Source organism: Daejeonella lutea (assembly GCF_900168015.1).
Lineage (GTDB): Bacteria > Bacteroidota > Bacteroidia > Sphingobacteriales > Sphingobacteriaceae > Daejeonella > Daejeonella lutea.
In genome coordinates this window covers 753443-778507 of record NZ_FUYR01000001.1, presented here as the reverse complement: position 1 = coordinate 778507, position 25065 = coordinate 753443, and the positions used below count along the sequence as shown (strand labels likewise).

The 25065-nt window shown below is 42.8% G+C and carries 24 protein-coding genes, 1 pseudogene and 1 riboswitch; of the genes and pseudogenes, 10 read left to right on the top strand and 15 right to left on the bottom strand.

Annotated elements, in window-relative coordinates; translation table 11 throughout:
- Positions 1-64: 64 nt before the first annotated feature.
- Positions 65-259, bottom strand: a riboswitch (cobalamin riboswitch).
- Positions 260-480: 221 nt separating this feature from the next.
- Positions 481-1629, top strand: a complete 1149-nt coding sequence (locus B5X60_RS03360; RefSeq protein WP_079701238.1) for an AI-2E family transporter — start codon at positions 481-483, stop codon at positions 1627-1629.
- 86 nt (positions 1630-1715) lie between these two features.
- On the opposite strand, the gene B5X60_RS03355 is transcribed toward B5X60_RS03360, so the two are convergent.
- From B5X60_RS03355 to proS, 5 genes and pseudogenes are all read right to left on the bottom strand, one after another.
- Complete coding sequence (locus B5X60_RS03355) at positions 1716-2519, bottom strand: phosphatase PAP2 family protein (protein ID WP_079701237.1); 804 nt, start codon at positions 2517-2519, stop codon at positions 1716-1718.
- On the bottom strand, positions 2516-3433 hold the full coding sequence (locus tag B5X60_RS03350) for a TIGR02757 family protein (protein WP_245803459.1): 918 nt from the start codon (positions 3431-3433) through the stop codon (positions 2516-2518). The genes B5X60_RS03355 and B5X60_RS03350 overlap by 4 nt, the downstream gene beginning before the upstream one ends.
- An 8-nt stretch (positions 3434-3441) precedes the next feature.
- Positions 3442-4587 (bottom strand): annotated as a pseudogene (locus tag B5X60_RS03345) (cystathionine gamma-synthase); the annotation flags it as partial.
- 74 nt (positions 4588-4661) lie between these two features.
- The gene (locus tag B5X60_RS03340; RefSeq protein WP_079701235.1) at positions 4662-5372 is read right to left on the bottom strand and encodes a hypothetical protein; all 711 of its coding nucleotides are present in this window, start codon (positions 5370-5372) and stop codon (positions 4662-4664) included.
- Positions 5373-5412: 40 nt separating this feature from the next.
- Positions 5413-6885: a proline--tRNA ligase gene (gene proS / locus B5X60_RS03335; RefSeq protein ID WP_079701234.1), complete on the bottom strand. Its 1473-nt coding sequence runs from the start codon at positions 6883-6885 to the stop codon at positions 5413-5415.
- Positions 6886-7042: 157 nt separating this feature from the next.
- Between proS and B5X60_RS03330 the strand changes: the two genes are divergently transcribed.
- Positions 7043-8005 (top strand): hypothetical protein, encoded by a 963-nt coding sequence (locus B5X60_RS03330; RefSeq protein WP_139377349.1) that lies wholly within the window; start codon positions 7043-7045, stop codon positions 8003-8005.
- Between the two features lie 20 nt (positions 8006-8025).
- On the top strand, positions 8026-9513 hold the full coding sequence (locus B5X60_RS03325) for an OmpP1/FadL family transporter (RefSeq protein ID WP_139377348.1): 1488 nt from the start codon (positions 8026-8028) through the stop codon (positions 9511-9513).
- Positions 9514-9582: 69 nt separating this feature from the next.
- On the opposite strand, the gene B5X60_RS03320 is transcribed toward B5X60_RS03325, so the two are convergent.
- Positions 9583-10062, bottom strand: a complete 480-nt coding sequence (locus tag B5X60_RS03320) for a Dps family protein (protein WP_079701231.1) — start codon at positions 10060-10062, stop codon at positions 9583-9585.
- Positions 10063-10186: 124 nt separating this feature from the next.
- On the opposite strand from B5X60_RS03320, the gene B5X60_RS03315 reads away from it, so the two are divergent.
- From B5X60_RS03315 to B5X60_RS03305, 3 genes are read left to right on the top strand one after another with little or no spacing between them, the layout of a single operon-like run.
- A complete protein-coding gene (locus B5X60_RS03315) occupies positions 10187-10942 on the top strand; it encodes a DUF4905 domain-containing protein (RefSeq protein WP_079701230.1) in 756 nt (251 codons plus the stop codon).
- Between the two features lie 27 nt (positions 10943-10969).
- On the top strand, positions 10970-11851 hold the full coding sequence (locus B5X60_RS03310; protein ID WP_079701229.1) for a septal ring lytic transglycosylase RlpA family protein: 882 nt from the start codon (positions 10970-10972) through the stop codon (positions 11849-11851).
- Entirely contained in the window at positions 11844-12491 is a 648-nt protein-coding gene (locus tag B5X60_RS03305; protein ID WP_079701228.1) for a uridine kinase family protein, read from the top strand. The genes B5X60_RS03310 and B5X60_RS03305 overlap by 8 nt, the downstream gene beginning before the upstream one ends.
- Positions 12492-12599: 108 nt before the next feature.
- Here B5X60_RS03305 and B5X60_RS03300 read toward each other — a convergent pair whose 3' ends face one another.
- The 6 genes from B5X60_RS03300 to B5X60_RS03275 are packed head-to-tail and all read right to left on the bottom strand — an operon-like array spanning position 12600 to position 18308.
- Positions 12600-13256, bottom strand: coding sequence for a CoA transferase subunit B (locus B5X60_RS03300; RefSeq protein WP_079701227.1), 657 nt, complete (start codon positions 13254-13256; stop codon positions 12600-12602).
- A gap of 41 nt (positions 13257-13297) precedes the next feature.
- Positions 13298-13651 (bottom strand): four helix bundle protein, encoded by a 354-nt coding sequence (locus B5X60_RS03295; RefSeq protein WP_079701226.1) that lies wholly within the window; start codon positions 13649-13651, stop codon positions 13298-13300.
- A gap of 23 nt (positions 13652-13674) precedes the next feature.
- A complete protein-coding gene (locus B5X60_RS03290) occupies positions 13675-14385 on the bottom strand; it encodes a CoA transferase subunit A (protein ID WP_079701225.1) in 711 nt (236 codons plus the stop codon).
- 42 nt (positions 14386-14427) lie between these two features.
- Positions 14428-15528: a PQQ-dependent sugar dehydrogenase gene (locus B5X60_RS03285; RefSeq protein WP_079702288.1), complete on the bottom strand. Its 1101-nt coding sequence runs from the start codon at positions 15526-15528 to the stop codon at positions 14428-14430.
- A gap of 45 nt (positions 15529-15573) precedes the next feature.
- A complete protein-coding gene (locus B5X60_RS03280; RefSeq protein WP_079701224.1) occupies positions 15574-17937 on the bottom strand; it encodes an endonuclease MutS2 in 2364 nt (787 codons plus the stop codon).
- The gene (locus B5X60_RS03275) at positions 17934-18308 is read right to left on the bottom strand and encodes a DUF4296 domain-containing protein (protein ID WP_139377347.1); all 375 of its coding nucleotides are present in this window, start codon (positions 18306-18308) and stop codon (positions 17934-17936) included. Before B5X60_RS03275 ends, B5X60_RS03280 begins: the two co-directional genes overlap by 4 nt.
- A 156-nt stretch (positions 18309-18464) precedes the next feature.
- On the opposite strand from B5X60_RS03275, the gene B5X60_RS03270 reads away from it, so the two are divergent.
- The 4 genes from B5X60_RS03270 (at position 18465) to B5X60_RS03255 (ending at position 22134) form a co-directional block, all read left to right on the top strand.
- On the top strand, positions 18465-19142 hold the full coding sequence (locus tag B5X60_RS03270) for a YggS family pyridoxal phosphate-dependent enzyme (protein ID WP_079701222.1): 678 nt from the start codon (positions 18465-18467) through the stop codon (positions 19140-19142).
- Positions 19143-19203: 61 nt separating this feature from the next.
- Positions 19204-19674, top strand: a complete 471-nt coding sequence (locus B5X60_RS03265) for a GNAT family N-acetyltransferase (protein ID WP_079701221.1) — start codon at positions 19204-19206, stop codon at positions 19672-19674.
- 17 nt (positions 19675-19691) lie between these two features.
- On the top strand, positions 19692-20948 hold the full coding sequence (locus B5X60_RS03260) for an aspartate kinase (protein WP_317043732.1): 1257 nt from the start codon (positions 19692-19694) through the stop codon (positions 20946-20948).
- 4 nt (positions 20949-20952) lie between these two features.
- The gene (locus B5X60_RS03255) at positions 20953-22134 is read left to right on the top strand and encodes a THUMP-like domain-containing protein (protein ID WP_079701220.1); all 1182 of its coding nucleotides are present in this window, start codon (positions 20953-20955) and stop codon (positions 22132-22134) included.
- A gap of 28 nt (positions 22135-22162) precedes the next feature.
- On the opposite strand, the gene B5X60_RS03250 is transcribed toward B5X60_RS03255, so the two are convergent.
- The 3 genes from B5X60_RS03250 to B5X60_RS03240 form a co-directional block, all read right to left on the bottom strand.
- A complete protein-coding gene (locus tag B5X60_RS03250; protein ID WP_079701219.1) occupies positions 22163-22363 on the bottom strand; it encodes a cold-shock protein in 201 nt (66 codons plus the stop codon).
- A 322-nt stretch (positions 22364-22685) separates the two neighbouring features.
- Positions 22686-23321: a peroxiredoxin gene (locus tag B5X60_RS03245; RefSeq protein ID WP_079701218.1), complete on the bottom strand. Its 636-nt coding sequence runs from the start codon at positions 23319-23321 to the stop codon at positions 22686-22688.
- 213 nt (positions 23322-23534) lie between these two features.
- Entirely contained in the window at positions 23535-25058 is a 1524-nt protein-coding gene (locus tag B5X60_RS03240) for a S41 family peptidase (RefSeq protein WP_079701217.1), read from the bottom strand.
- Positions 25059-25065 lie beyond the last annotated feature (7 nt).

Sequence of the window (25065 nt, the reverse complement as noted above, 5' to 3'; positions counted from 1 at the left end):
TGAAGAAATACAGAAATGGCCCTGTTGTACACCAGTACCACTCAAGCTTCAATCCCCGAAAGCTATGAATTGTTAAGCTAAGGCAGGTCTTCTGACTTACTCCCGGTTTATCCGGCCTTCCCATCCGCCTGGGGCGAACAGTGACCATTAAATTGGATAACCGTTGTGGAGAACACAGCAGCGGGACTGTCCGGGATTCTAACCCGGTTCCCTTTTAATCCCGATCGTGAAATCGGGAACCTAAAGCGACGCAAATGTAGCAGAAGATTTAATAATTACAAACTTGCATATCGATCTCCGCGTGAGCACCTTCAATATCTCTGTTTATCATATATTTAACATATGAAATGTTAGTGCCCCTTCATCACATTGATTAAGGTATGCTCAAACCCTGAAAAAAAAGATCCTGCACAGAAAACCCAAAAATACGATTGAAACTTAATTAGTCATTCTGTGTTCATCGCTTTAACTAAATAGATTATGAAAGACATGCCTTTAACCGTTAGAAGATCGATTGAATTACTAGGCCTCTGTTTGCTCGGAGCATTACTAGTCCTGGGTCAGGGTATTATAATGCCTGTATTGATGGCATTTTTCGTCAGTATAATGCTGCTTCCGGTTTATCGGTTTCTCAGAAGAAAAAAGGTTCCTGAAGTCCTTGCAATCCTGCTCCCAATATTGTTAGTCGCCATATTCATCGCTGGAATCATCTGGTTTTTCTCCTCACAAATTAGCCGCCTTGTTGCCGACTTCCCGTCCATTCAGAAGAACGTGTCAATACACCTAAGCAGCCTGAGCGACTGGATCAATCAGAAAACTAATTTCAGCACTCAGGAACAAGTTAAATTTCTGAAAGATCAAAGTAATAAAATGTTCACTAATGCCGGAGCAATGGCCAGTGGCGCGGCTGTTTCACTTAGTTCAGTCTTCGTTTTCTTTGGCTTGATGCCGATTTATATTTACCTCTTTCTATTCTATAAAAATTTACTCCTGCGCTTTGTTTTCATCTGGTTTGAACCCAGCCAACACAAAAAAGTGGAAGAAGTAATGAAAGAAACCGAAGTGATCATCAAAAGCTATTTGATCGGCCTTGTGATACAGATCGCTTACATAACGGTTTTACTTGGTGGCATTCTGATGCTGATTGGAATAAAGCACGCATTGCTCATTGGGGTTATCTTTGCCATTCTAAACCTTATTCCTTACGTCGGGGCACTGGTTGGAAACCTGATTGGTGTGCTCCTAACCTTGACATCTTCCCAGGAAATAGGCCCAATTTTTATCGTTCTTGGTGTTATAGCCTTAGTGCAGTTCCTTGACAATAACATATTGATGCCCAGGATAGTTGGTTCTAAAGTAAGGATCAATGCATTTGCTGCTATCCTTGGAGTATTTATTGGGGGAAGCCTGGCTGGAGTGTCGGGAATGTTCCTTGCACTGCCGATGATTGCTGTACTTAAAATTATTTTTGACCGTGCAGATATGTTTAAACAATGGGGTGTGCTATTGGGCGATGAACGGCCACAAAAAAGTCCGATGAGTTTTCTGAGGTTACGTCGGAAAAGCGATAAGGTAACCCAGGAGATACAGGCTAAAGATGATATTAAGCCAACAAAGGCAAAGAAATAATTGCTGCTAAGAAATTATAAAAGATGAGCAAAAGATCTAGTGAGTGAATCAGCTGGACCATTTGCTCATCGTTAAGAATAGATTTACTATCTGATTGAATATAAAAGTGTGGCTCCCTTGTAATCAGGATTAACAGAAGGACTTAAGCTAAAATTGCTATTACTTCCTTTCTTATGCAATTGAGGAACTAAAATTCCTACTCCAGCTCCCAATGCATAACCTAACAAGTTGTCACTTAAAAAGTGCTGACCAGCCCGCAATCTCAAATATCCCACAGAAGCAGGTACAAGTGCTGCCGCTGCCCATACATATGGCTTCGCTTTTGAATCAGGATTAAAGTCCTGAAAAACTTTAGCCAGGAAAAATGTTGCAGTTGCTGTTGCGGCCGTATGTCCAGCATAAAATGCACGTTGAGAATCTTTATCCATACGCTTGTCTAACGGTGCTTCCGTACCGTAAACAAACGGTCGGCTTCTTTGGACAGATCCCGCAGTTAAACTAAACATGGCTCCGGTTATGGCCATAGATTCCGTGAACAGAACCATAATCTGCCCGGCTTTTTTGCTTTCATTCTTATTCAGAAGCATTACAACCGGTGCCGCAAATGAAGCGTAGAAAGGTATGTAGCTATCTTTATCTGCTTTTTCAGAAAAATCACCTGCACTAAATCTGTCGAATCCGTTTACATCGTCCGGCGTTTTCGCCATAGCTTCTGATACAGTCAGGGCATCTTTGTTCTTTATCATGTTTAAGCCAAGATAACCCAAACCAAGGCTACCGAGGATTATTGGACCATCAGCCTTAAAGGAAGTTTTGTAAGGGGAATCATTCTGGGCAAATGCAGAGAATGTGATAATCAGCGCTAGTAAAGTAGTAGTTATAGATTTCATAATATTTGATTTTGGAATTGTTCTTCAATTCCTAAGCCAAATAATGCAAAATCATATTTTACCGGGTCAGAGGGATCAAACTGACGCAGATTGTGAGTAAGCTCGAGAGCTGTCTGCCAGTCAACCTGCTTGCGCTGAATGAGCTTGAGTTTTCTTGCCACTCGCTCCACGTGCAGGTCTGTCGGACATATCAAATCCGCGGGTCGTAAAGACTTCCAGATTCCAAAGTCCACACCTTTGTCGTCATCCCTAACCATCCATCGTAAAAACATGTTTAAGCGCTTGCAGGTCGATTTTTGAAGTGGCGAGGAGACATGTTTTATCGTTCTCCGTGGAAAGTCTGGTAATGAAAAGAAGTACGACCTGAAATAATTAAGTGCGTTTTCAACGACCAATGAATTCGTCTCATGTGCGTAGCAAGGGGCAGAAGATGGCCTTGCTGATCCTGTATTACTATGCCAGGAAATCGTTGCAAAGTCATCACGAAATTCCGGCATACAAGGTTCATTTACCCGTGGATTAAATGCCGACTCCAATGAAGGATAAATTTTATAGTGTTGTTTAAAAAACTCAACAAAATAAAGCGTATCCGTATCGTTAAATGTACGATGTTTGAATTCGGTGAAACGCTTAAGGTCTGTATCCTGATGATTCATGATAAAATCATAAGGTGCCCCATCCATAAGACCGATTAGTTCATTGCACTTGTTGATTATGGTTTTACGTTGCCCCCAGGCCAGCATGGCCGACCAGAAACCCATAATCTCGATATCTTGTTTCAGTTGAAATTTATGGGGGATACAAACAGGATCTAGTTCAATAAAACCCGGGCGATTGTACAAATCGGCTTTCTCATCTAAAAATTCTTTTAAAGAAGTCCTATCAAATTGATGACTGCCGTTTTCCACTTCCACCTAAAGTATTACGATAGGGCTTGCTTGATATCCTCCAGCAAGTCCTCAATATCCTCCACTCCCACGCTTAATCTGAGCAGGTTATCAGTAACACCAACTTTTTCCCTTTCAGCCTTTGGAATAGACCCGTGGGTCATGGACACAGGATGATTGATAAGTGATTCAACGCCTCCTAGCGATTCGGCGAGTGAAAAGACCTTGAATGAAGAAGCAATTCTATACGTCTCCTGCAGATCAGCTCCCTTCAAGGTGATAGATATCATTCCGCCAAAATCACGCATTTGTTTCTTAGCAATGTCATGATTAGGGTGATCAATAAAGCCAGGCCAGTAAATCTTATCGACTTTCGGATGAGTCTTTAGAAATTCTGCAATCTGCCTTCCGTTTTCACAATGCGCTTTCATCCTTAAATGAAGAGTTTTTAAGCCGCGTAGAACGAGGAAACTGTCCATCGGTCCAGGAGTAGCACCACATGCATTGTAAATGAACCAAAGCCGCTTGTAGAGATCATCATCGTTCACCATTAAAGCTCCCATGACCACATCCGAATGTCCGCCCAAGTATTTGGTGACAGAGTGCATTACAATATCAGCCCCCAGATCTATCGGATTCTGAAGATATGGAGAAGCAAAGGTGTTATCAACAGCCAAAAGAACCTGACGCTCCTTTGCGATGCCTGCAACCGCTTTAATGTCCACAATCTGCATGGTTGGATTAGTCGGAGTTTCAATCCATATTAGTTTTGTGTTGCTGTTAATATGTTGTTTCACATTTTCAGCTTTGGTCATATCCACGAAATGGAATTTAATCCCATAATTTGCAAAAACCTTGGTGAATATGCGATAAGACCCCCCGTATAGGTCGTCTCCGGTAATAACTTCATCCCCGGGACTCAATAATTTCAATACGGCATCTGTGGCCCCCATGCCACTGGAAAAAGCAAGTCCGTGTTTTGCATTCTCTAATGCAGCAAGACACGATTCCAAAGCCTGACGGGTCGGGTTTGTACCGCGTGAATATTCAAATCCTTTGTTATCGCCCGGCGATTTTTGCCAATAAGTCGAGGTTTGATAGATCGGGGTCATTATTGCCCCTGTAGTAGGATCAGGTTCCTGTCCTGCATGAATAGCTTTGGTTCCGAATTTCATGTTAACGTATTTTGCAGCTCTACTGCTAGAAGCTGGTTAGTTTAGATTTTGAATTAGTCAATAAACTGATAACTCTTGACTCATTTCTTATTGTTGGGAATTACCGTCGGGTCAAGCTCAGTTCTGAATTTATAGCCCATTCTTTTCCCTGTTGGGTAGCCCGAGTTTGCACCCATAAATTGCTTTTCCTGAAGCGTAATTTGTCTGACCGTCTCGAAAGGTGGTGTCAAAAGATCAAAATCCATACAGTAAACTATTGCCAGCTGCAGGATCTCAATTATCTGACTCTGCTTAATCTTGCCTTTCCCAAATGAGTTAAAAAGGAAACCGAGCTGACTTTGTCCATCCACAAAAAAGTGCTCCTCCTCATTAATGAAAATCCTGCCAAGGAGGTATCCCATGTCGGAAGAACGATTGTATTTGAGCGAATCAGCCAGAAAATTGTGAATGTGAATTATTCCACAGTATTTCCTTGTCGGATTTGCTTTAACATAGGCCAACTGATTAACAGCGTGCTCAGGTGGGAAACTAAAGACATTACTGTGCATGGAGATCACTAAAACATCTCCCGAAAACTTTAACTGAGCTTCAAAATCACCTTTATCAGAATATGAGATATCAACAGTTGCGTCTTTGTCCTTAAAATCTGAACGCATCCTGGTTCCGATAGTTTCCAGTTCTGTTTTAAAACGACTGAAAACGTCAGAAGTGGTCCTGAATATCTGCTGCTTCAGACGTGCTTTATCTTCAAGCAGCTTAAGTATCTGATCATAAGGCGTCGTTTCTGCCATGGAAGTATCTTGTTAGCTTCTAATTCTTATTCGTAATCCCTTAATACGCCCTTGCAAACAATACACGTTGAGAAGATGGCTTTCCGGTAACCATGCACACACCTTCTTCCAACTTGTTATTCAAAGGAATACAGCGTATGGTGGCTTTTGTTTCATCCTTGATCCGTTTCTCAGTTTCGGAAGTACCATCCCAGTGCGCTGATACAAAACCTGCCTTTTCATCCAGGATCGCCTTGAACTCCTCATAAGTATTGGCCTCCCGGGTATTATCTTCCCTGAATTTCAAAGCTTTATTAAAAATGCTTTGCTGCATTTCGATCAAAAGATCCTCAATATGTCCAACTAATCCATCTCTGGAAATCGTCTGCTTCTCCTTGGTATCTCGTCTGGCTATCTCAATTGTTCCATTCTCCAGGTCGCGGCCTCCAATAGCGAGCCTCACCGGAACACCCTTGAGCTCATACTCAGCGAATTTAAATCCAGGCCGCAGTGTATCTCTATTGTCATACTTAACAGAAATGTTCTTTAGCTTAAGCTCCTTCGAAATTTCTTTTGCTAATTCTGATATCTTATCAAACTCCTCATCAGACCGATATATAGGGACGATCACCACTTGTATGGGTGCGAGTTTTGGTGGCAGCACTAACCCGGAATCATCAGAATGCGCCATGATCAATGCGCCAATTAATCGGGTTGAAACACCCCAAGACGTTGCCCACACATGGTCAAGCTTACCTTCTTTGCTGGTAAATTTAACATCAAAGGCCTTTGCAAAATTTTGTCCCAGGAAGTGACTCGTACCGGCTTGTAAAGCTTTACCATCTTGCATCAGCGCTTCAATACAGTAGGTATCCAAAGCACCGGCAAAGCGTTCGTTCGCTGTTTTCTTTCCTCGGATAACCGGAACTGCCATCCAATTTTCGGCAAAGTCTGCGTACACTTCAAGCATTCTTTCCGTTTCCTCTATAGCCTCCTGCGATGTGGCATGTGCTGTATGTCCTTCCTGCCATAAAAACTCTGCTGTCCGTAAGAAAAGGCGTGTTCTCATCTCCCACCGAACCACATTTGCCCATTGGTTAACAAGAATTGGCAAGTCGCGGTACGATTGTATCCAGCCTTTGTAAGTATTCCAAATAATCGTTTCTGAGGTAGGCCGTACAATGAGTTCTTCTTCAAGCTTTGCATCTTCGTCCACAATAATATTTCCGTTGCCATCATTCTTCAATCGATAATGAGTAACTACAGCACACTCTGTGGCAAAGCCTTCCACGTGCGAAGCTTCTTTTGAAAAGAAAGATTTCGGGATAAATAAGGGGAAATAAGCATTACTGTGACCAGTGTCTTTAAACATCTTATCGAGTGCAGCTTGCATATTTTCCCATATGGCGTAACCATATGGCTTTATAACCATGCATCCACGAACGGCAGAGTGCTCGGCCATGTCTGCTTTTGTAACAAGTTCATTATACCACTGTGAATAATCGTCTTCTCTGCTTGTTAAACCCTTGCTCATAACTTGAAACGGAATAGATTTCGTATATTTATTAATTGAATTGTTCAGTCAGCAAAGTTATAAAACTACCCGAGCTATTATAATTTTGAGATGCAACCATTCTAAGAATACTATCGTCTTGAAATTAAACGTTGATTATAACCAAATAACTGCCGTTATGAAAACTAAACTTACACACCTGCTGGCGATCTCATCGCTTCTGATCATGGGCTCCTGCGCAACAAACAAGCAAACAGCCCAGGTTGATCAAAATGATGATGTTTACTATTCTGAAGCAAAGGCTAAAGAAAAAGCAGAAGTTGTTGCTCAGGCTGATCCTGAGACCCGTAAATCCGACTATGTCACTGATGAGGAACTCTATCGGGACGCATACAGTGGTGATTATGCCCAAAGAATTTACCGCTTCCGTAATTACACTCCGTGGAGAGGATATTATAATAATATTTATGGATATAATTATGGCAGCATATACAATGGCTATTACGGCAACATGTACAATGGCTATTACGGCAACATGTACAGTAGCTATTATGATCCATTTTACAATCCGTTTAGCTTCTACGGCGGCCCCGGTATAAACCTGGCGGTAGGCATCAATGGAGGGTTCTTCAATTATAATCCTTGGAGATATTACGGATACAACTACACCAGTAATTTCTGGGGGACTACCTCTTACTATAATCCATATGGAATAGGCTTTGGGGGCGGTTACGGAAACGGATATTATGGTGGTGGCTACGGTGTTGGTCGTCCCGCTTATACTTCACCTAATTATCGTCCGCGGCCGGTAAGGGGATCAAATGGTCTTCCCATCGATCCTGGTGCTGTAAATGGCGGAAACGCTGGAGGCGTTATCAGAAACGGCAATAACCCTAATGTTATCCAGTCTGGCGGAAGTCGTGCCGGTCGTTATGACGGCAGTACTTCAACTGCTCCAACGTCAAGGCCTGCTGCAACACAACCAAGACCGGAGCGTGTCAGCCAGCAGCCGCAAAGGAGTTCTCAGCCAGAACGCATTAATTCCGCACCTCCGTCAAATAACAACAGCGGCGGCGGCAGAAGTGATGGTGGCGGTAGCAGCAGTGGTGGTGGCGGTGGCCGTCCATCAAGAGGAAATTAATGCCTATTAAGTAAAACCTTATGAATTTCAGAATACTATTATCCATGGCAGCCATAGTGGCTGCTACCGGACAAGCATATGCCCAATATTCAGGAGATGCCCTTCGTTTCTCGCAAACTCCCTTCGGAAGTACAGCCCGATTTAAAGCTATAGGAGCCCAAACAGGTGTTGGTGGCGACCTGAGTTCAGTTGGGGCCAATCCCGCAGGATTAGGTTTATTTACCCGCTCTGAATTTAGCCTCACGCCAGAATTCAACAGTTTTACTGCAGATGCTCAATATCTTGGTCAGAGAAACCTTGGACGGAAAGACCAAATGGGTCTTGCGCATGCTGCAGTTGTGTTTAACTCCACAGTAACCAAGCCTAAAGGAGCTCAGTTGGACAAAGGCTGGATCAGCTTCAATTTCGGACTGGGATATAACCGTACAAAGGGTTATGGCAATAACGTGACGTTCTCCGGCACAAACGGAGTTAATTCCGTTGCGGATTACTATTCTGAGTTAGCTACAGATAATTATGGTGCACCCAGCACCCTGCCGGTAGGAACCTTAGAGCGTATGGCGTATGATAACTACCTGATAGGCTATGACGCCGCTGGTTACTATTTCCCGGAAACGGATGTCAACAATGTGCAGACAAATACTACAGACAGGACCGGATCCCAGTCGGAAGTCAACTTTGCATTTGGTGCAAATTATGAGAACAAGTTATATATCGGAGCTAGTATTGGATTAGCAAGCATCAATTATAATAGCTACACTGAATATATTGAGGACGGCTATAATGTTACCGAAGGCAGTGACTATGTTCTTAATTTTAATCAGCGGCAGCTGACCAGAGGTTCAGGTATAAACGCAAAGGTTGGTGCTATCTTCCGTCCTACTGCAAACGTAAGACTTGGTGCTACTTTCCAAAGTCCCACCTGGTATACCATCGAAGATACCTACGCAGAAAATCTCGACACCCGTTATTCTAAAAGTGTTAATGGTGCAACTCAATACTTGAATGACGAAGAAGTATACGATTTCAGATACAAACTGCGAACTCCAATGAAGCTTAGTGGTGGTATTGGCTATTTCTTCGGAAATCAGGGATTCCTCTCCGCTGACGTGGACTTTGTGGACTATTCAACTATTAACTTCCTCCCATCACAGAATGGGGACAATGCACTGATCAACGATAATAACCGTGATATTTTGGATAATTACAAAAGCACTGTGAACTATCGCGTTGGAGCTGAATACAAGATTGAAAACATTATGCTGCGCGGTGGTTACGGAGTGCAGGGCAATCCTTATAAAAATCTATCTGACACCGATTTAAATACCAGCACCTATAGCGGCGGGTTGGGTTACAGAATAAGGAATTACTATGTTGACCTCACTTACCAGAACGTTGGCTTTAATTCAGACGTGAAGCCCTATACGCTTAATAATGGGACAGGCCCGATCGCGTCATTAAAGAACACCCGCCACAATGTCTTTCTGACTGTAGGCACACGGTTTTAAATTGTGCTTAAGATAAAAAAGCCGCCTCCTATTAATGGGGCGGCTTTTTTATTCCTCAATCAGTAGATCTTAGCTTTTTCCTGCAAATGATCTCAACATCCACGTATTCTTTTCCTTAAACTGCATAAACTTATTAATCAGGTCATTTGTCCCATCATCTCCTGCATCGGCAGTAGTGCTCATTATCTCGCGCTCAAGCTCGATAAGGTTGCTGAAATCATCCAGTATTGCTGCGACCATATCACTATCCTTCATTCCTATTGTGTTCGCTTCCTTAATTTTTGAAATCTTAATATAATCAGCAAACGTGCTGTAAGGTGATTTGCCTAGTGTTAATATCCGCTCTGCCAGCTCATCAATTGTTTGCTGGGCGTTATTATAAAGCTCTTCGAACTTTATGTGCAGTGTGAAAAAATGCGGACCCTTGATATTCCAATGGCATCCCCGAAGTTTTTGATAATGAATATGGTAGTTTGCCAAAAGATCATTTAACTGGTCTACAATAGGCTTCACTTCCTTTTCCTCTAAGCTGATTTCTTTAGCGTTCATGATAATTAAATCTGGTTAATATTTTTTCTGGTAACACTATACAAATTTCTTGCCTGAATAAGCGAATGGTAAATTAAATACTATGGTGACACTTAAATTGGCAAATTGACTTAATTTGCGAATTATGCGTCCCAATAATAATACACTTGTTCCAGGCTTGAATGAGAAGTTTTCTGGTTTCGTCTGGAAGATAAAAGTTCACGGCAGCGGCTTGTTAGCCATTGAAACCCGCAATTCTGAATCAAAGCAGGTTTCGTTTAGCTCATTAAATTTCAAAACTGGCCAAACGTATTTTAAGGAACGCTTATATCACGAAACCTGGAATCTCAGCCTGGCTTTTGCGGGAAGTCAAAACTTCATCCTCAATGCTTTTGAACATTCCCAAACACCGGAGAGCAAGGGAGTTCTTTCGGTTAGTGCAAGTGACGGAACAGTTTTGTGGGAACAATATAACATTTCTCTAAATGAGGTTCGCGACGGTGGATTGGGGGTGTACGACACCAGGATTCAGCCAAGAAAATACTATTGGATTGATCATCTCACCGCTTCACCTATAGCCCCGCCGGCAGTGGACAACCCTGCTGAAATTTCCTTTCCGGAATATGAAAATTCCTTTACTTTCCCGGGATTCATACAACACGGCGAAGTGGCAGGGGAAATATCATTCTTAGAACATTCTGGCAAGAATTTACTCAGTTTTCATGAGATCGAAGGAGGCCGAATGAAACAACGATTAGTTGTATATCAGGAAGATAAGATCCTGCTGGATGATATATTAATATCCGGTATACAAAAACTACAACCGGAAGCGTTCTTTATCCAGCAAAATCATCTTTTCTACGTTCGAAACAAGGAAGAAATACTTGCATATTTAGTATAATTGCAAACTTTTAACAAATTTAATTCAATGCTGATACGACTGGTATTATCACTTTGCTTTATCTTCTTAGTGGGTAAAGTGAATGCATCTATAACTCTAGATTCGATAAGTGTCGAGAACTTAAATGGCAAAAAAACTATAGTACATAAGGTTGAGGCAAAAGAAACCTATTATTCTATTGGCCGAAAATACAACGTTACACCACAATCCATTATACAATTCAACAGTAACAGAACACTCCAGATAGGAACTATTCTCAGAGTTCCAACAGACCGGTCATATTCAGCTCCTCAAGCTCAGGCAACTTATGAAAAACCAGAAGCTACCGCACCTTCCAAATTAGCTGTAATCGATTATAAAGTTGGGCCGAGGGAGTATCTGGTTGCGATAGCCCGAAAATTCAATACAACAGTTGAAGATATCAAGGCACTGAATAATCTAACCAGCAATAACCTTGCTATCGGCCAGATCATTAAGGTGCCCTACGGAAATACCAGCGCAGTCGTACCTCCACAGGCACCTCCCCTCGATATTCCTAAAGCGGAACCAAGAAACTCTTCGACTCAAATCGACAGCAGTATGAATGCTGGTGACCGACTCAAGTTGCCACCCGCCCGGTATGGCCTGCGTGAGGTAGATGAGCGCGGGGTCGCCATTTGGATCTCAGATGAAAACCTGGACGGAACTAAAATGCTTGCGCTGCATCAAACTGCCCCTATTGGCACAATTATTAAGATCACAAACCCAATGACCGGCAAAAGCACTTTCACTAAAGTTGTTGGTAAATTCTCTCAAAATGAGTCAACAAAAGATGCTATCATTGTTATAACGAAAGCTGCTGCTGATCTTATCGGCGCAATAGATAAACGATTTCAAGCAACGATAGTATACGGTGTCCCTAATGAGTAATAAGCCATTTGTCATTGGTATTGCCGGCGGTAGCGGTTCCGGTAAGACGTTTTTCTTAAAGTGTTTTCTGAATCATTTTAAAGATAATGAGGTCTGCCTGGTATCACAGGATGATTATTATTTCCGCGTCGCCCATAACATGACGGCAGAGGAAAATAAGCTTTACAACTTCGACGAACCCTGCACCATTGATAATGATCTTTTCATGAGCGACATTTCAAAGCTCATTAACGGGGAAACGGTATATCAGAAAGAATACACTTTCAATAACCCAAATGCTGAACCCAGGCTCCTGGAAATTAAACCAGCTCCAATTGTAATTGTCGAAGGGTTATTTATCCTGCATTTTAAGGAGATTTCAGAACTGTTGGACCTTAAAATATTCATCGACACCGACGAAGACATCGCATTGCAGCGCCGCTTAAAGCGGGATCTGCTGGAACGTGGCTATCCGGAAGGCGATGTGCTTTACAAGTGGAATAATCACGTCGTCCCTGCTTATAAAGCCTATTTGCTGCCATATAAAGACGAATGTGATGAAGTGATAACCAACAACACGCACGTGGCCGAAGATATTATTATGATCACTGATGAAATTTCGGAAAGGCTCAGAGCTACCGTGTTAAGTTCAGACACTTAACTTCTTACTTCTTCTCATTAACAACCCATCTTTCCTTAAGTAGTATCGTTGTGTGATTGCAAGCGCAGCGAAGCAATTTTAGTTTGATTCCAGGCAAATTTAACACACCTACAACATCATTTCAGGAATCTCTCCTTCAATAATTAACTCACCCGCAGTTGCTTTCTGAATGTCCTCAACAGTTACCCCCGGAGCTCTTTCAAGCAGCTTAAAACCCCCTTGTGGTACAATTTCTAATACTGCAAGTTCGGTGACTATCTTTTTCACACACCTGACTCCTGTAAGCGGCAGGCTACATTCCGGAAGCAGCTTACTTTCACCCGCCCTATTTACATGCTGCATGGCAACAATAATGTTTTTAGCAGAAGCCACCAAATCCATGGCACCACCCATACCTTTTACCATTTTACCTGGGATCTTCCAGTTAGCAATATCACCTTTCTCAGAAACTTCCATCGCACCAAGTATGGTCAGGTCCACTTTCTGCGAACGTATCATCCCGAAACTTAAGGCTGAATCAAATATCGCAGAACCTGGCAAAGTAGTTATGGTCTGCTTGCCGGCATTGATCAGGTCCGGATCCTCTTCTCCCTCAAAAGGAAATGGTCCCATGCCCAGCAGGCCGTTCTCCGACTGGAGTACAATATTTATACCTTCAGGAATATAGTTCGCTACCAGCGTCGGTATACCAATTCCCAGGTTTACGTAATATCCGTCCTTTATTTCCCGCGCAATGCGCTTTGCAATTCCGTCTTTATCTAACATTTCAATATGATGATTTGAAAATTTGTTAATTTGAAAATGTACTAAGTCGTCGATTTTGCCGAAGCAATTATTTTTGATAATACCTTGACGATAGATTGTATTTGTTGCGTGGGTACATCAGATACCGAAAGATATTCAGATTGCGAGATAAGTTCAAGGTAGTATTCCACTTCATCAGCTTCCTTCGCCGCTATTTTCATTTTATGAATAAAATCTGCCTTACTTTCTGCATTTTGAGCTTCTTTGACATTGGCTCCGATCGAAATCCCTGCCCGAAGTAACTGATCAGCCAATGAGTAATCACGTTTTTTTTGCAATTCCCTTGAACATCTGATTATCTGCAGAGCGAAATCGAATGTCAAAGTCACAATCAGATTTTCTTTGTCGTTTCGCATAGCATCATCAAATTAACAAATCTTCAAATTTCTCGTTCTGCCTTTCTATTCGTCCTCTGCTCTATCCTTTTCTCATAGTCCCTCCCCTGGAAGATCCGGTGTACAAAAATACCCGGGGTGTGAACGTGATCCGGATCGAGTTCTCCTACTTCCACCAGCTCTTCAACTTCTGCGATAGTAATTTTGCCTGCCATGGCCATAACCGGATTAAAGTTTCTTGCGGTAGAACGGTAAACAAGGTTACCTGCAGTATCACCCTTCCAAGCCTTCACGATTGCAAAATCAGCTTCAAAAGCTGCTTCCATAAGATAATCCTTGCCATTAAAATTGCGTACTTCCTTTCCTTTGGCTACTTCGGTGCCTACTCCTGCGGGTGTAAATATTGCCGGCATCCCGTAGCCTGCAGCCATGCAGCGCGTAGCCAGGGTACCCTGCGGAATAAGCTCAACTTCCAGTTCCCCCGAGAGTAACTGCCGTTCAAATTCTGCATTTTCACCTACATAGGAAGAGATCATCTTGCGCACCTGTTTTTGCTGCAGCATCAGCCCAATTCCAAAATCATCAACTCCTGCGTTATTAGATATGCAGGTAAGATCACTTGTTCCCTTCTTTACAAGGGCATTAATACAGTTCTCAGGAATACCGCAGAGCCCAAAACCACCCAGCATCAAAGTCATGCCATTGCTTATGTCCCGGATTGCTTCATCAGCATCAGTAACTACTTTATTGATCATACTTAATTGGTTAGTTGACGAAAATACAAAAGCTATCGGACTTTACTTCTTCATAAGCACAATGATCTTGTCATTCGAGCCATTACTCGTTGCCACAAATACTTTCCCCTCCGGTGAGACGCAAACATCTCTTAGACGCCCGTAAGTACCGCTAATTAGTTTTTTAGACTCATCTACTTTATCGCCTGCAGCGTTAAGCCTAAGCTGATACAGGGTTTCGTCTTTAAGAGTAGCCAGGATCAGGGAGTTTTTCCATTGAGGGATAGCGTTGTTGTTATAAAAATCCATTCCGGAAACTGCCAGAGTTGGTGTCCAGCGGATAATAGGCTGGGCGACATTGTTTGCGGTACAAAAGCTTTGTTCACCATTCTCATCACATAATCCATTCACTGTTGGCCAGCCAAAATTCCTGTTCTTCAGGATAATATTTACTTCATCGTCCTTGTCTGGACCATGTTCCGAGCTGTAAAGTTTGTCGTTAGCGAAAACTAGTCCCTGCGGGTTTCTGTGGCCAAAGCTCCAGACCGGATTGCCTGCAATAGGATTATCAGACGGGATAGTACCATCGAGATTAATTCGCAAGATCTTGCCGCTGGTAGAAGTCAGATTCTGGGCCGAGGGCTGATTGGATGCATCGCCGGTGGTGATATAAAGTTTAAGGTCTGAACTTATCAGTAAGCGGCTTCCATTGTGGATATTGGAAGCCGGAATGTTGTCCAGAATGATGGTAGGGCTCGTTAGCGTGGAACCATTGTAGGTATACCGAACCACTTTTTCCGTATATGTGCCGGCCTTGTCATAATTATAAACAACAAAAACGTGCGGATTTGCCGTAAAGGAAGGATGTATGGCCATTCCCAAAAGACCACCTTCTCCTGTCGCCTTTACATCAGGAATAGTGATAACATTTGTAACAGCACCTGTGCCTGGATTTACCCGGCTAATTCGCCCGCCTCGCTCCGTCATCCAGATCATATTGTCTGGCCCCCAGGTGATTTCCCATGGCAAAGTGAGATTTTGCGACAATACCTGTATATCAATTGTTGCGTCAGTCAGAACAGGCTCCGGATCATTCGAGGATTTCTTGCAGCCGCCATAGATTAGCAGCCCGGCAAAAAGGGTTAGTAAGAGTAGCTTTTTCATAACAGGAAGTTTGAAATTAAACATCCCGTAATGGAAATTGTTCTGCTATTTCAGGTACACGTATGTGATGCCATCCCCGCCCCGATCAGCATGTTCGTCTTCCATACGGTCTACCTGCGGATATTTACTCAAATACCCCCTGATAAGCTTACGTAAGATTCCATCACCCTTTCCATGTATTATTTTCAAGCTGTTCAGTCCCATCATCACCGCTCTGTCCAGGTATTTCTCTATTTCGTATAAGGCTTCGTCGCCCCTGCGGCCACGAAGGTCGAGCTCGGTACTGAAAGTTGAAAAATCCTGGGTGAGATCGTGAGCATACGATTTACGGATTTCTTTTGGTACAGCCTTATTGGAAATCTTTTCTACCCGCTTAAGCTTTACTACCGATCTTAGATCACCCATAGCCAGGATGACATTGTCTCGGGCTATCTCTATAACCTGTCCGATCGTTTCCGAATCCATTAGTTTTACCCAGTCACCTTTTTGCAATTCAGCAACAGTCTGCGGTTTAGGGGCTTTCTTTTCAGGGACAGTATGTTTCTTCAGTTCCTGCTCCAGGTTCTGACGCAACTTCTGTGTTTGCTCTTTCTCCGCCTTATTCTCTTTGATCTCTGAAATAGTATTCTCAATCAGCTTATTGGCATTCTTGATAATATTCTGAGCTTCAACCTTGGCATCCTTAATTATCGACCGTTTATTCTCCTCGAGATAGGTTTTCAACTGCTCATTCTCTGCCAGCATGACTTTCAACCTGCGCTCCCCTTTTTCCAGGGATACCCGCGTATCAATCAGCTCTTTTTTATCCCGTTCCAGATCAACCAGCAGTGTGTCAACTTTTTTCTGGTAATCACCAATTTTATTTTTCGCGGATTGGAGCACCTTTTGGCTCAGGCCGATCTTCTGGGCTATTTCAAATGCATATGAGCTTCCAGGCTTGCCCAGCGACAAGATATATAAAGGCTGCATTTCCTGGTTGTTAAATAGCATTGACGCATTTTCCAGTCCTGGTGTAGAGTTCGCAAAGGTCTTCAAATTGGAATAGTGGGTTGTAACCACCCCTCTAACTTTCTTTTGATTGAGTTCTTCCAGAACAGCCTCCGCAATTGGTCCGCCAAACTGGGGATCAGTTCCCGTACCAAATTCGTCAATAAGTATAAGCGTTCTCGAATTTGCCATTTCGATGAAGTTCTTCATCTTCGACAAATGCGCACTATAAGTACTCAGGTCACTTTCAATCGACTGATCGTCGCCAATGTCAGCACAGATTTGCTTGAACAGGCCTATTTTGGAATGTTCGTCAGCAGGAATCAACAATCCAGCCTGCACCATGATCTGCAATAAGCCCACCGTTTTCATACAAACCGACTTACCTCCAGCATTGGGACCAGAAACAACGATAACCCGCTGCTGCTCATCAACTTTGATATTTAAAGGTACAACTGTCTGCTGGTCTTTTTTAAAGTTCAGAAAAAGCAAGGGATGCCGTGCATTAATGAGATCCAATTCGGCTTCCTTAATCAAAACAGGCATTTCCGCGTCGATACTTATCGCGAACAGAGCTTTAGCGCGTACAAAGTCAAGCTTCGTGAGCAATCCATGGTACGATAGCAGCAAGGGCACATAGGGTCTCAATTCATCTGTTAAGGCAACAAGTAACTTGATGATTTCACGACGTTTTTCAAACTCTAAGTCCCGGATAATATTATTCAACTGGAACACTTCCTCAGGCTCGAGGTAAACGGTCTGCCCGGATGAGGATTCGTCATGAATAAAACCCTTTAACTTTCGTTTATTCTCTGCAAGAATTGGAATACATAATCTGCCGTCACGAACAGTCAGGTTTCCGTCTGCAGTCCAGCCATTGTTCTGGGCATTCTTAAATATCTGATCAATTCGCTTTCTTGCTTCTTGTTCTGCTTTGGCTATATCTGATGTTATATTTTGCAGCTCAGATGACGCATTGTTTTTAATTTTCCCTTTGGGATCAATAATCCTTTCAATCTTGCCTAATATGGATTTTTCAACCGGCAAGTGCTCAAACAGAGCTTGGAGATTTGTATACTGTCCCTCCCGTTCAAAAAAATAATGAATAACGGCAAACACTGTACTCAGCGACACAGATACCCTGAAAAATTCATCTTCCGTCAGGTAAGTCCCTTCGATCCGTGCTTTTTCCGCCAGGGTCTTGATATCGAAAAAGTTGGTTATAGGCAGCGGAGAGTCATTCAGCAGTATACTTTTAAATTCATTGGTCTGCCGCAGGAATTTATTGATATGATCAAAATTAGTCATCACACTAATCTTATCCACCATCTGCTGACCCATCGTGCTCAGGCAGTACGATTTGATCAACTCTTTTATGTCAAGAAATCCAAGCTTCTCAGCCGCGGTATTGGGGTAGATCATTTAACTAAGGTCTTCTTTCTTTGTTCCAGCTCGTAAATTTTATTCAACCTCTTCTCTTTTGCTTCCAGACGCTTACTTACTTTGCTGTACATACTGTCGAGTAATACGGGCTGAAGGCTGTAATACTTCATGCTCTTGTCGAAAACCGCTTTACTGGTGTTATGGTTTTTATAAACCGTGGCATAGTAGTTCTTCCCTTGTATCCTCAGCGTGTCACTGTACAAAAGTGTCGCCATATACCCGTCAACCACAGACAGATCAGTAAGGACCTCAACCATCTGCTTTTCTTCGAGAATTCCCTCCGGCGCCGCATGACGACGACAGGCAGTTAGCATGAAGATGGAAAGAAGCAATATAAATATGTGTTTCATCGCTGATGTTGGATGTTTCAGTACCCTCCGGTGTCTTTGTTCTTTAATCTTTGCTCTTGGTTCTTGGTTCTTGGTTCCTGTTTCTTCCCCCTTGATACTCTCCCTCTTATCCCGTAGGTTTACCCCTTTCAAATTTCATACAAAAATACGCATTTAATGAGCATTGCAGCTAACATATCAGCGATAAAGGATGAACTTAAAAATACCGGAGTTCAGTTAATTGCTGTCTCTAAGACTAAACCTGTAGAAAGCATCACGGAGGCATATGAAGCCGGACAGCGGATCTTTGGAGAAAATATGGTGCAGGAACTTGTAGAAAAGGCCGAGAAATTGCCAAAGGATATCGAATGGCACCTAATCGGTCATCTCCAAACCAATAAAGTAAAATACATCGCGCCGTTTATCTCGATGATCCATTCCGTCGACAGCATCAAACTGCTTCAGGAAATAAACAAGCAGGCCTTGAAAAACAACCGTGTTATCGACTGCCTGCTGCAGATTTATATCGCTGATGAAGACACTAAGTATGGAATGGATTTTGCTGAAACCATTGAGCTATTACGCTCCGACGAATTCAAGGCGTTAAAGAACATCAGGATAAGGGGTGTTATGGGTATTGCCACGCTGACAGAAAACCCACGGATGATCCGTGATGAATTTCATGAGCTTAAGACCTTTCATTCCGGCTTGAAGGAAACCTTTTTCCGGAAAGACCCGGGTTTCGATCAGGTTTCTATGGGCATGTCCGGGGATTATAAAATCGCCGTGGAGCAGGGAAGCACAATGGTAAGACTGGGTAGCACATTGTTTGGAAACAGAACTAAAAAGAATTAGCATTTGGGAAGTACAGACTATCTGCGCTTAAACTGACAACGATTAAACCTGATAATCAAGAATGGATATTACGATACGTGTAGCCCGAAAAGAAGATTGCAAACGCTTACTGGAGCTTGTTCAGGAACTTGCGGTTTACGAGCGCGCACCTGACGAGGTGACTGTCACCCTCGAGGAATTTGAAGATGCCGGATTTGGCCCTCGGCCGGTTTGGAAGGCTTTTGTTGCTGAATCTGAAGGCATAATACACGGGTTTGGACTCTATTACATTAGATACTCTACCTGGAAAGGCTGCCGTTTATATCTCGAAGATTTATTAGTAACGGAAGAAATGCGTGGTCAGGGTATAGGTAAGATAATTTTTGACAGGCTGATTGAAGAAGCAGTAGAGAAAGGCTTCAATGGAATGTCCTGGCAAGTACTCGACTGGAATGAGCCAGCAATTAATTTCTACAAGAAATACAACGCACCCCTTGATGGCGGATGGCTTAATGTTTCGCTTTCTAAAGAACAATTATCCAATTTCAACTAATTTAACCAGACTGGCAGGTGATTAAGATCTTTAAATTTGGTGGGGCATCTGTCAAGGATGCGGAAGGGGTAAAAACATTAGCGAATATCCTGGAATTACATAAGTCGGATAAAATCCTGATTGTCGTTTCGGCAATGGGTAAAACGACCAACGCTCTTGAAAAGCTGACAAAATCCTATGTTGCGCAAAACGAGGATGTACACCAGGTGTTCGATGAAATTAAGCAATATCATGAGCAGATTATGAATGATCTGTTCGAGGATAAAAACCATTCTGTATTTAATGATGTTGCAAACGCATTTATCGAGATAGACTGGATCCTGGAAGAAGAACCGCACCCGGAGTATGACTTTAACTATGATCAAATAGTATCTATTGGCGAGCTGGTATCCAGCCGGATTGTTGGGGCATACCTCGATTCTATCGGGTTAAAAACCCGTTGGGTAGATGCCCGTGGAATGATTCATACCAACAATACCTACCGTGAGGGCAAAATTGATCTCGACAAATCGCGTTCAGCTATCAAAGGACTTACGGATACACTTCAAGATCAATTTATAATCACCCAGGGTTTTATCGGAGGAACATCCGAGAACTTCACTACTACCCTCGGTCGTGAGGGTTCCGACTATTCTGCTGCAATCTTTGCTTCCTGTCTCGGCGCGGAGTCAGTCACCATCTGGAAAGATGTTCCCGGCGTACTGAATGCGGATCCGAAATTATTTGAAAATAGCCGGGTCTACAGCCATATTCCATATGTCGAAGCGCTTGAAATGGCTTATTATGGGGCAACCGTCATCCATCCCAAAACAATAAAGCCGCTGCAAAATGCCGGGATTCCACTGTTCGTCAAACCCTTTATGCAACCGCAGGACAGTGGTACCTGCATTGACGGTCAGCCAGACTTCGACAAGGAACTTCCTGCCATAATCGTAAAGAAAGAACAAGTTCTCGTGTCCATCCGTACGTCCGACCTGTCCTTTATTGATGAAGCAAGTTTAGGCACAATATTCAGTTCGCTTTCAGCGATCAACATAAAGATTAACATGATGCAGGTCTCAGCTCTGAGCCTTTCACTTTGCTGCGACTTCAATGAAGCTCGACTGGAACGGCTGATCAAAAAGCTTTCAGATTATAAGATCAGGTATAACACTGGCCTGGATCTGATAACTATCCGCCACTACACCCGGGCTGATATTGACAAACTCACGTCTAACAGGTCGGTTTTGCTGGAACAAACAAGCAGGAATACTGCCCAGTTTGTATTAAAGTAAGAGATTGAACAAGGCGATATTAAACCCACCAGTTCAGGAGTTTATACATGAAAATGCTCGTGCAGATGTCGCTGCTGTCAGTCTGGCGAAAAGTCCCTTCCCCGACGTCAACTCAAAAGAGCTCGCCCAGCAGATCGACGGAAGGAAGCGCTGTGAGGTGAAATTGCGCTTATGGCATAACACTCCGGGAATATATTACCCCGACAAACTGGCGCTCGAGCAATGCTCCTCAGAAGAAACTGCAAAATATAAGGCTAGGCTGGTTAAAGGTGAGAGTTTAATTGACCTGACCGGTGGCTTTGGAGTGGATGCAGGATTTATGTCCACTAAGGTAAATCATACTATTCATTGCGAACTTAATGAGGAATTATCGGCTATCTCGAACCATAACTCCCATGTGCTGGGCTTTAATATCGAACATATCCACTCTAACGGCATTGATTACCTGAAAGAATCTTCAAACCCCTTTGACACGGTTTATATCGACCCGTCCAGAAGGGTGAGTTCCCGTAAAGTGTTCATGTTAAAAGACTGTGAGCCAGATGTAGTGACAGAAATGAACCCACTGTCAGACAAATCTCAACGGATCATCATAAAGACTGCACCCCTCCTCGACATATCATTGACTATAAAAGAGCTGGGCAGCGTATCTGAAGTTCATGTACTGAGTGTAAGGAACGATTGCAAGGAAGTAGTTTATGTTATCGACAAAGGATCAAACGAAACTGATCCGCCAATCACCTGTGCTCTACTAAACAAAGAAGCAGTCCAGGAATTTACATTTCGGGCATCCGAGGAGAAAGCTTTTTTATTGGGACACTATTCAGCTCCCCGGGCTTTTCTTTACGAGCCGGATGTGGCCCTGTTAAAAGCCGGATGCTTTAAGCTGATAACAAGGGAATTCAAAGTTGACAAACTTCATCAGCATACGCACCTCTACACCTCGGACTTGCTCAGCAAAAGCTTTCCCGGAAGAACATTTACTGTGATCAGCACAAGGGAATACGGAGATTTTATCAAAAAGAATTCCCTAAAAAAAGCAAACATCATCTGCCGTAACTTCCCGCAAGATGCTGAGAAAGTCCGGAAAAAGCTCCGGATCAGCGATGGCGGTAATGATTACCTTTTATTCTGCACCGGCCCTAAAAACGAACTTTTGGTGATCCATTGCAACCGAATAGCTTAGTGTCTTAATAGGTAGGCTGGCTCTTTCTTTATGCTTTCTTGACATTCGTCGCCTGCAGTCCCTTCCGCCCCTCTTCTATATTAAATTCTACATTGTCGTTCTCCCTGATAGCATTTGCCCCGCCCTCAACATCTTTGAAATGAACGAAAATCTCCTTGCTATCATCATCATTTACGATAAATCCATACCCCTTCTGAGTATTGAACCATTTTACTTTTCCTGTTGCCATAATAAATAAAAAAATAAAAGCTCTATGTACTTAAACACAGAGCTATTAACTAATATAAATATAAAGAATCTCTCGTCATCCAAAAGAAATTATTTATTCCCTGGCGTTTCTAAATTCTAATCCCCTTTGCACAACAGAGGAGGTTCCAGCCTGCCTGCGGTAGGCAGGCTTTCGCTGGAATCGGCGTAAACCAGAAGCTATCACATTTTTCTGCGTCCCCTACGCTTTGTGGAAATCCCTGCCTGCCGACAGGCAGGTTGATTCTTGGTTCTTGATACTTGATACTTGATACTTGATTCTTGACTCTCGATCCTTCCTCCAACTATTTATTCGGTTGGGGAGTCATTCTCAAATACGGCTTAATCGCTGTATAACCCTTCGGGAACTTAGCCGGAATATCTTCGGTCTTAATCGCAGGAACAATAACCACATCCTCACCTTCCTTCCAGTCAGCCGGAGTTGCAACGCTATAATTTGCTGTAAGCTGCAAAGAATCAATTACGCGCAAAATTTCCTGAAAATTCCTTCCCGTAGAAGCCGGATAGGTGATCATCAGTTTAATCTTCTTGTCAGGTCCGATAATGAACAATGACCTTACGGTAAATGTCTCAGATGCATTTGGGTGAATCATCCCATATAGTTCAGCCACTTCTCTGTTCTCATCAGCAAGTATTGGAAAAGTCACCTCAACATCTTGTGTCTCGTTAATATCCTTGATCCAGCCTTTATGAGATTCTTCGTTGTCAACGCTTAATGCAATTACTTTTACGTTACGTTTCTCGAATTCGTCTTTAAGAGATGCCGTTTTCCCTAATTCCGTAGTACACACCGGAGTATAATCTGCCGGATGCGAAAACAATACCGCCCAGCTATCTCCTAAATATTCGTAAAAATCGATCTCACCCTGAGATGATTTAGCCTTAAAGTTTGGCGCAATATCGCCTAGTCTTAAACTCATAATACCTTGATTTAATTCCCTATCAAAAATATAATAGACTACTAATTTAGTGGATATTCGTTAGCAATTCAAAAAAAATACCCCTTAATTGAATAATGGGGTATTTATTTACAGTGCGATGAGGAAAGTTATATGTTGTACGTTTTACGTTGTACGTAACTAAACGCTCGCTTATCCACCCAGACGTATAACGTAAAACGTACAACGTACTACTTACTTCTGTTTCAACTTCAACTTCTTATCATAACTCATCCCTCTAAACCTGTTTCCATCAAGTTTATCAGTCATCACTTCAGCTTCTTTTACCGACATGGGTTTAACACTGCTGATAGTCGTATTCGGCTTAATCAGGCTAAATGTTCCTTTTTCGGAATAGCTCAGAGCTGCTGCTAGTAATGATTCGGTTTTGTCGCCAAAATCTTTTGTCACATCATCTGCAACAGTGAAATCAGGTGTCATACCGGTGTAGTAACCGCCGACATTCTGTGAATTCTTGGTTTCAAACTGTGGAATATAAAGGTCAAGCTTATCAATGCCGATGGCAAAGAATCCAACTGGCTTACCGTAAGTTGTCCTTCCAATTAGCTTAACATCCATATGCGGTTTCAAGTTATTGATAAGTAGCTCACTCGCAGAGGCTGTTCCTGAAAGAACCAAGAAATAAACCTTGCTGATATTCGCAGAACCAACTTTCGCAAAAACCTCTCTGTTTGCCGCAGGCTTGTAATCAATGTCAGCATATGTAGCATATACTCCATTTACCCCGCCAGTAAATGGCTGTAATTTACCATTGCCGTCTGTTAGTGGTTGATTTGATAAAATACTAGCTTTACCATCCTGCATCGTTTTGGTCCAGAACGTAGTATACATGGTGGTCCCGTTCAATGATGCTGGTGCTATCAGATTGGTAAACACATCGGCTGTTGCAACAGAACCACCTCCATTATACCTCAAATCGACAACAAGCTCGGTAACACCGGCCGCAGTAAACTCGGCCATCTTTGCTGTCAGGGCATCTCGGGAGTTGGTAGTAAAGCTATTGAATACAATATAACCTACTTTCTTGCTGCCCGCCGTTAGCACCGAGGTATGGAATATCGGTGTGGTGGCATATGTACCGCGATTAACTACTACGTCTTCTGTTGTTCCGTTCGGCTTTTGAACAGTAAGACTCACCGTATTGGCCGATCCAAATACAGCATCACTCACAAAAGCAACGTTAGCATCTGCACCAGTACTCAGTTCAGTTCTGCCGTTGATCTTGGTAATCCGGTATCCGCGCTTAAGCCCTTTGCCGGCTGCTGGCGAGTTCGGAGAAACATACTTGATCCGCAGGTCGCTTGTTGGGGTCGTACCATTATAAAAAACAGAAAAACCATAGTCACCGCTTACCCCGCCTAGTTCTGATGAAACAGATCCATCATCCAGGAAGGAATACTTATCTACAGGCTTGCCTGTTCCCGGCAATTTAATAATAGCATCTAACACCGCCTGGTTACTAGCATAACTGCGTGGTTTAAAAGCATCATATGATGGGAATGGCTCATTCCAGTAATAGGTTTGTGCGGCATACAGGAATATAGAATCTTTAGTGAGCTCTGCTCTGGTTGGTGGTGTTACGACTGGCGGTGTAACGGGTGTTGGAGTAGGTTTTGGATCTTTCTTACATGCAGAAAAGCCAATCAGAACACCAAAGGTCAGGATTACAAGCTTTTGAATAGTTGACTTAATTATCATTGTTTAT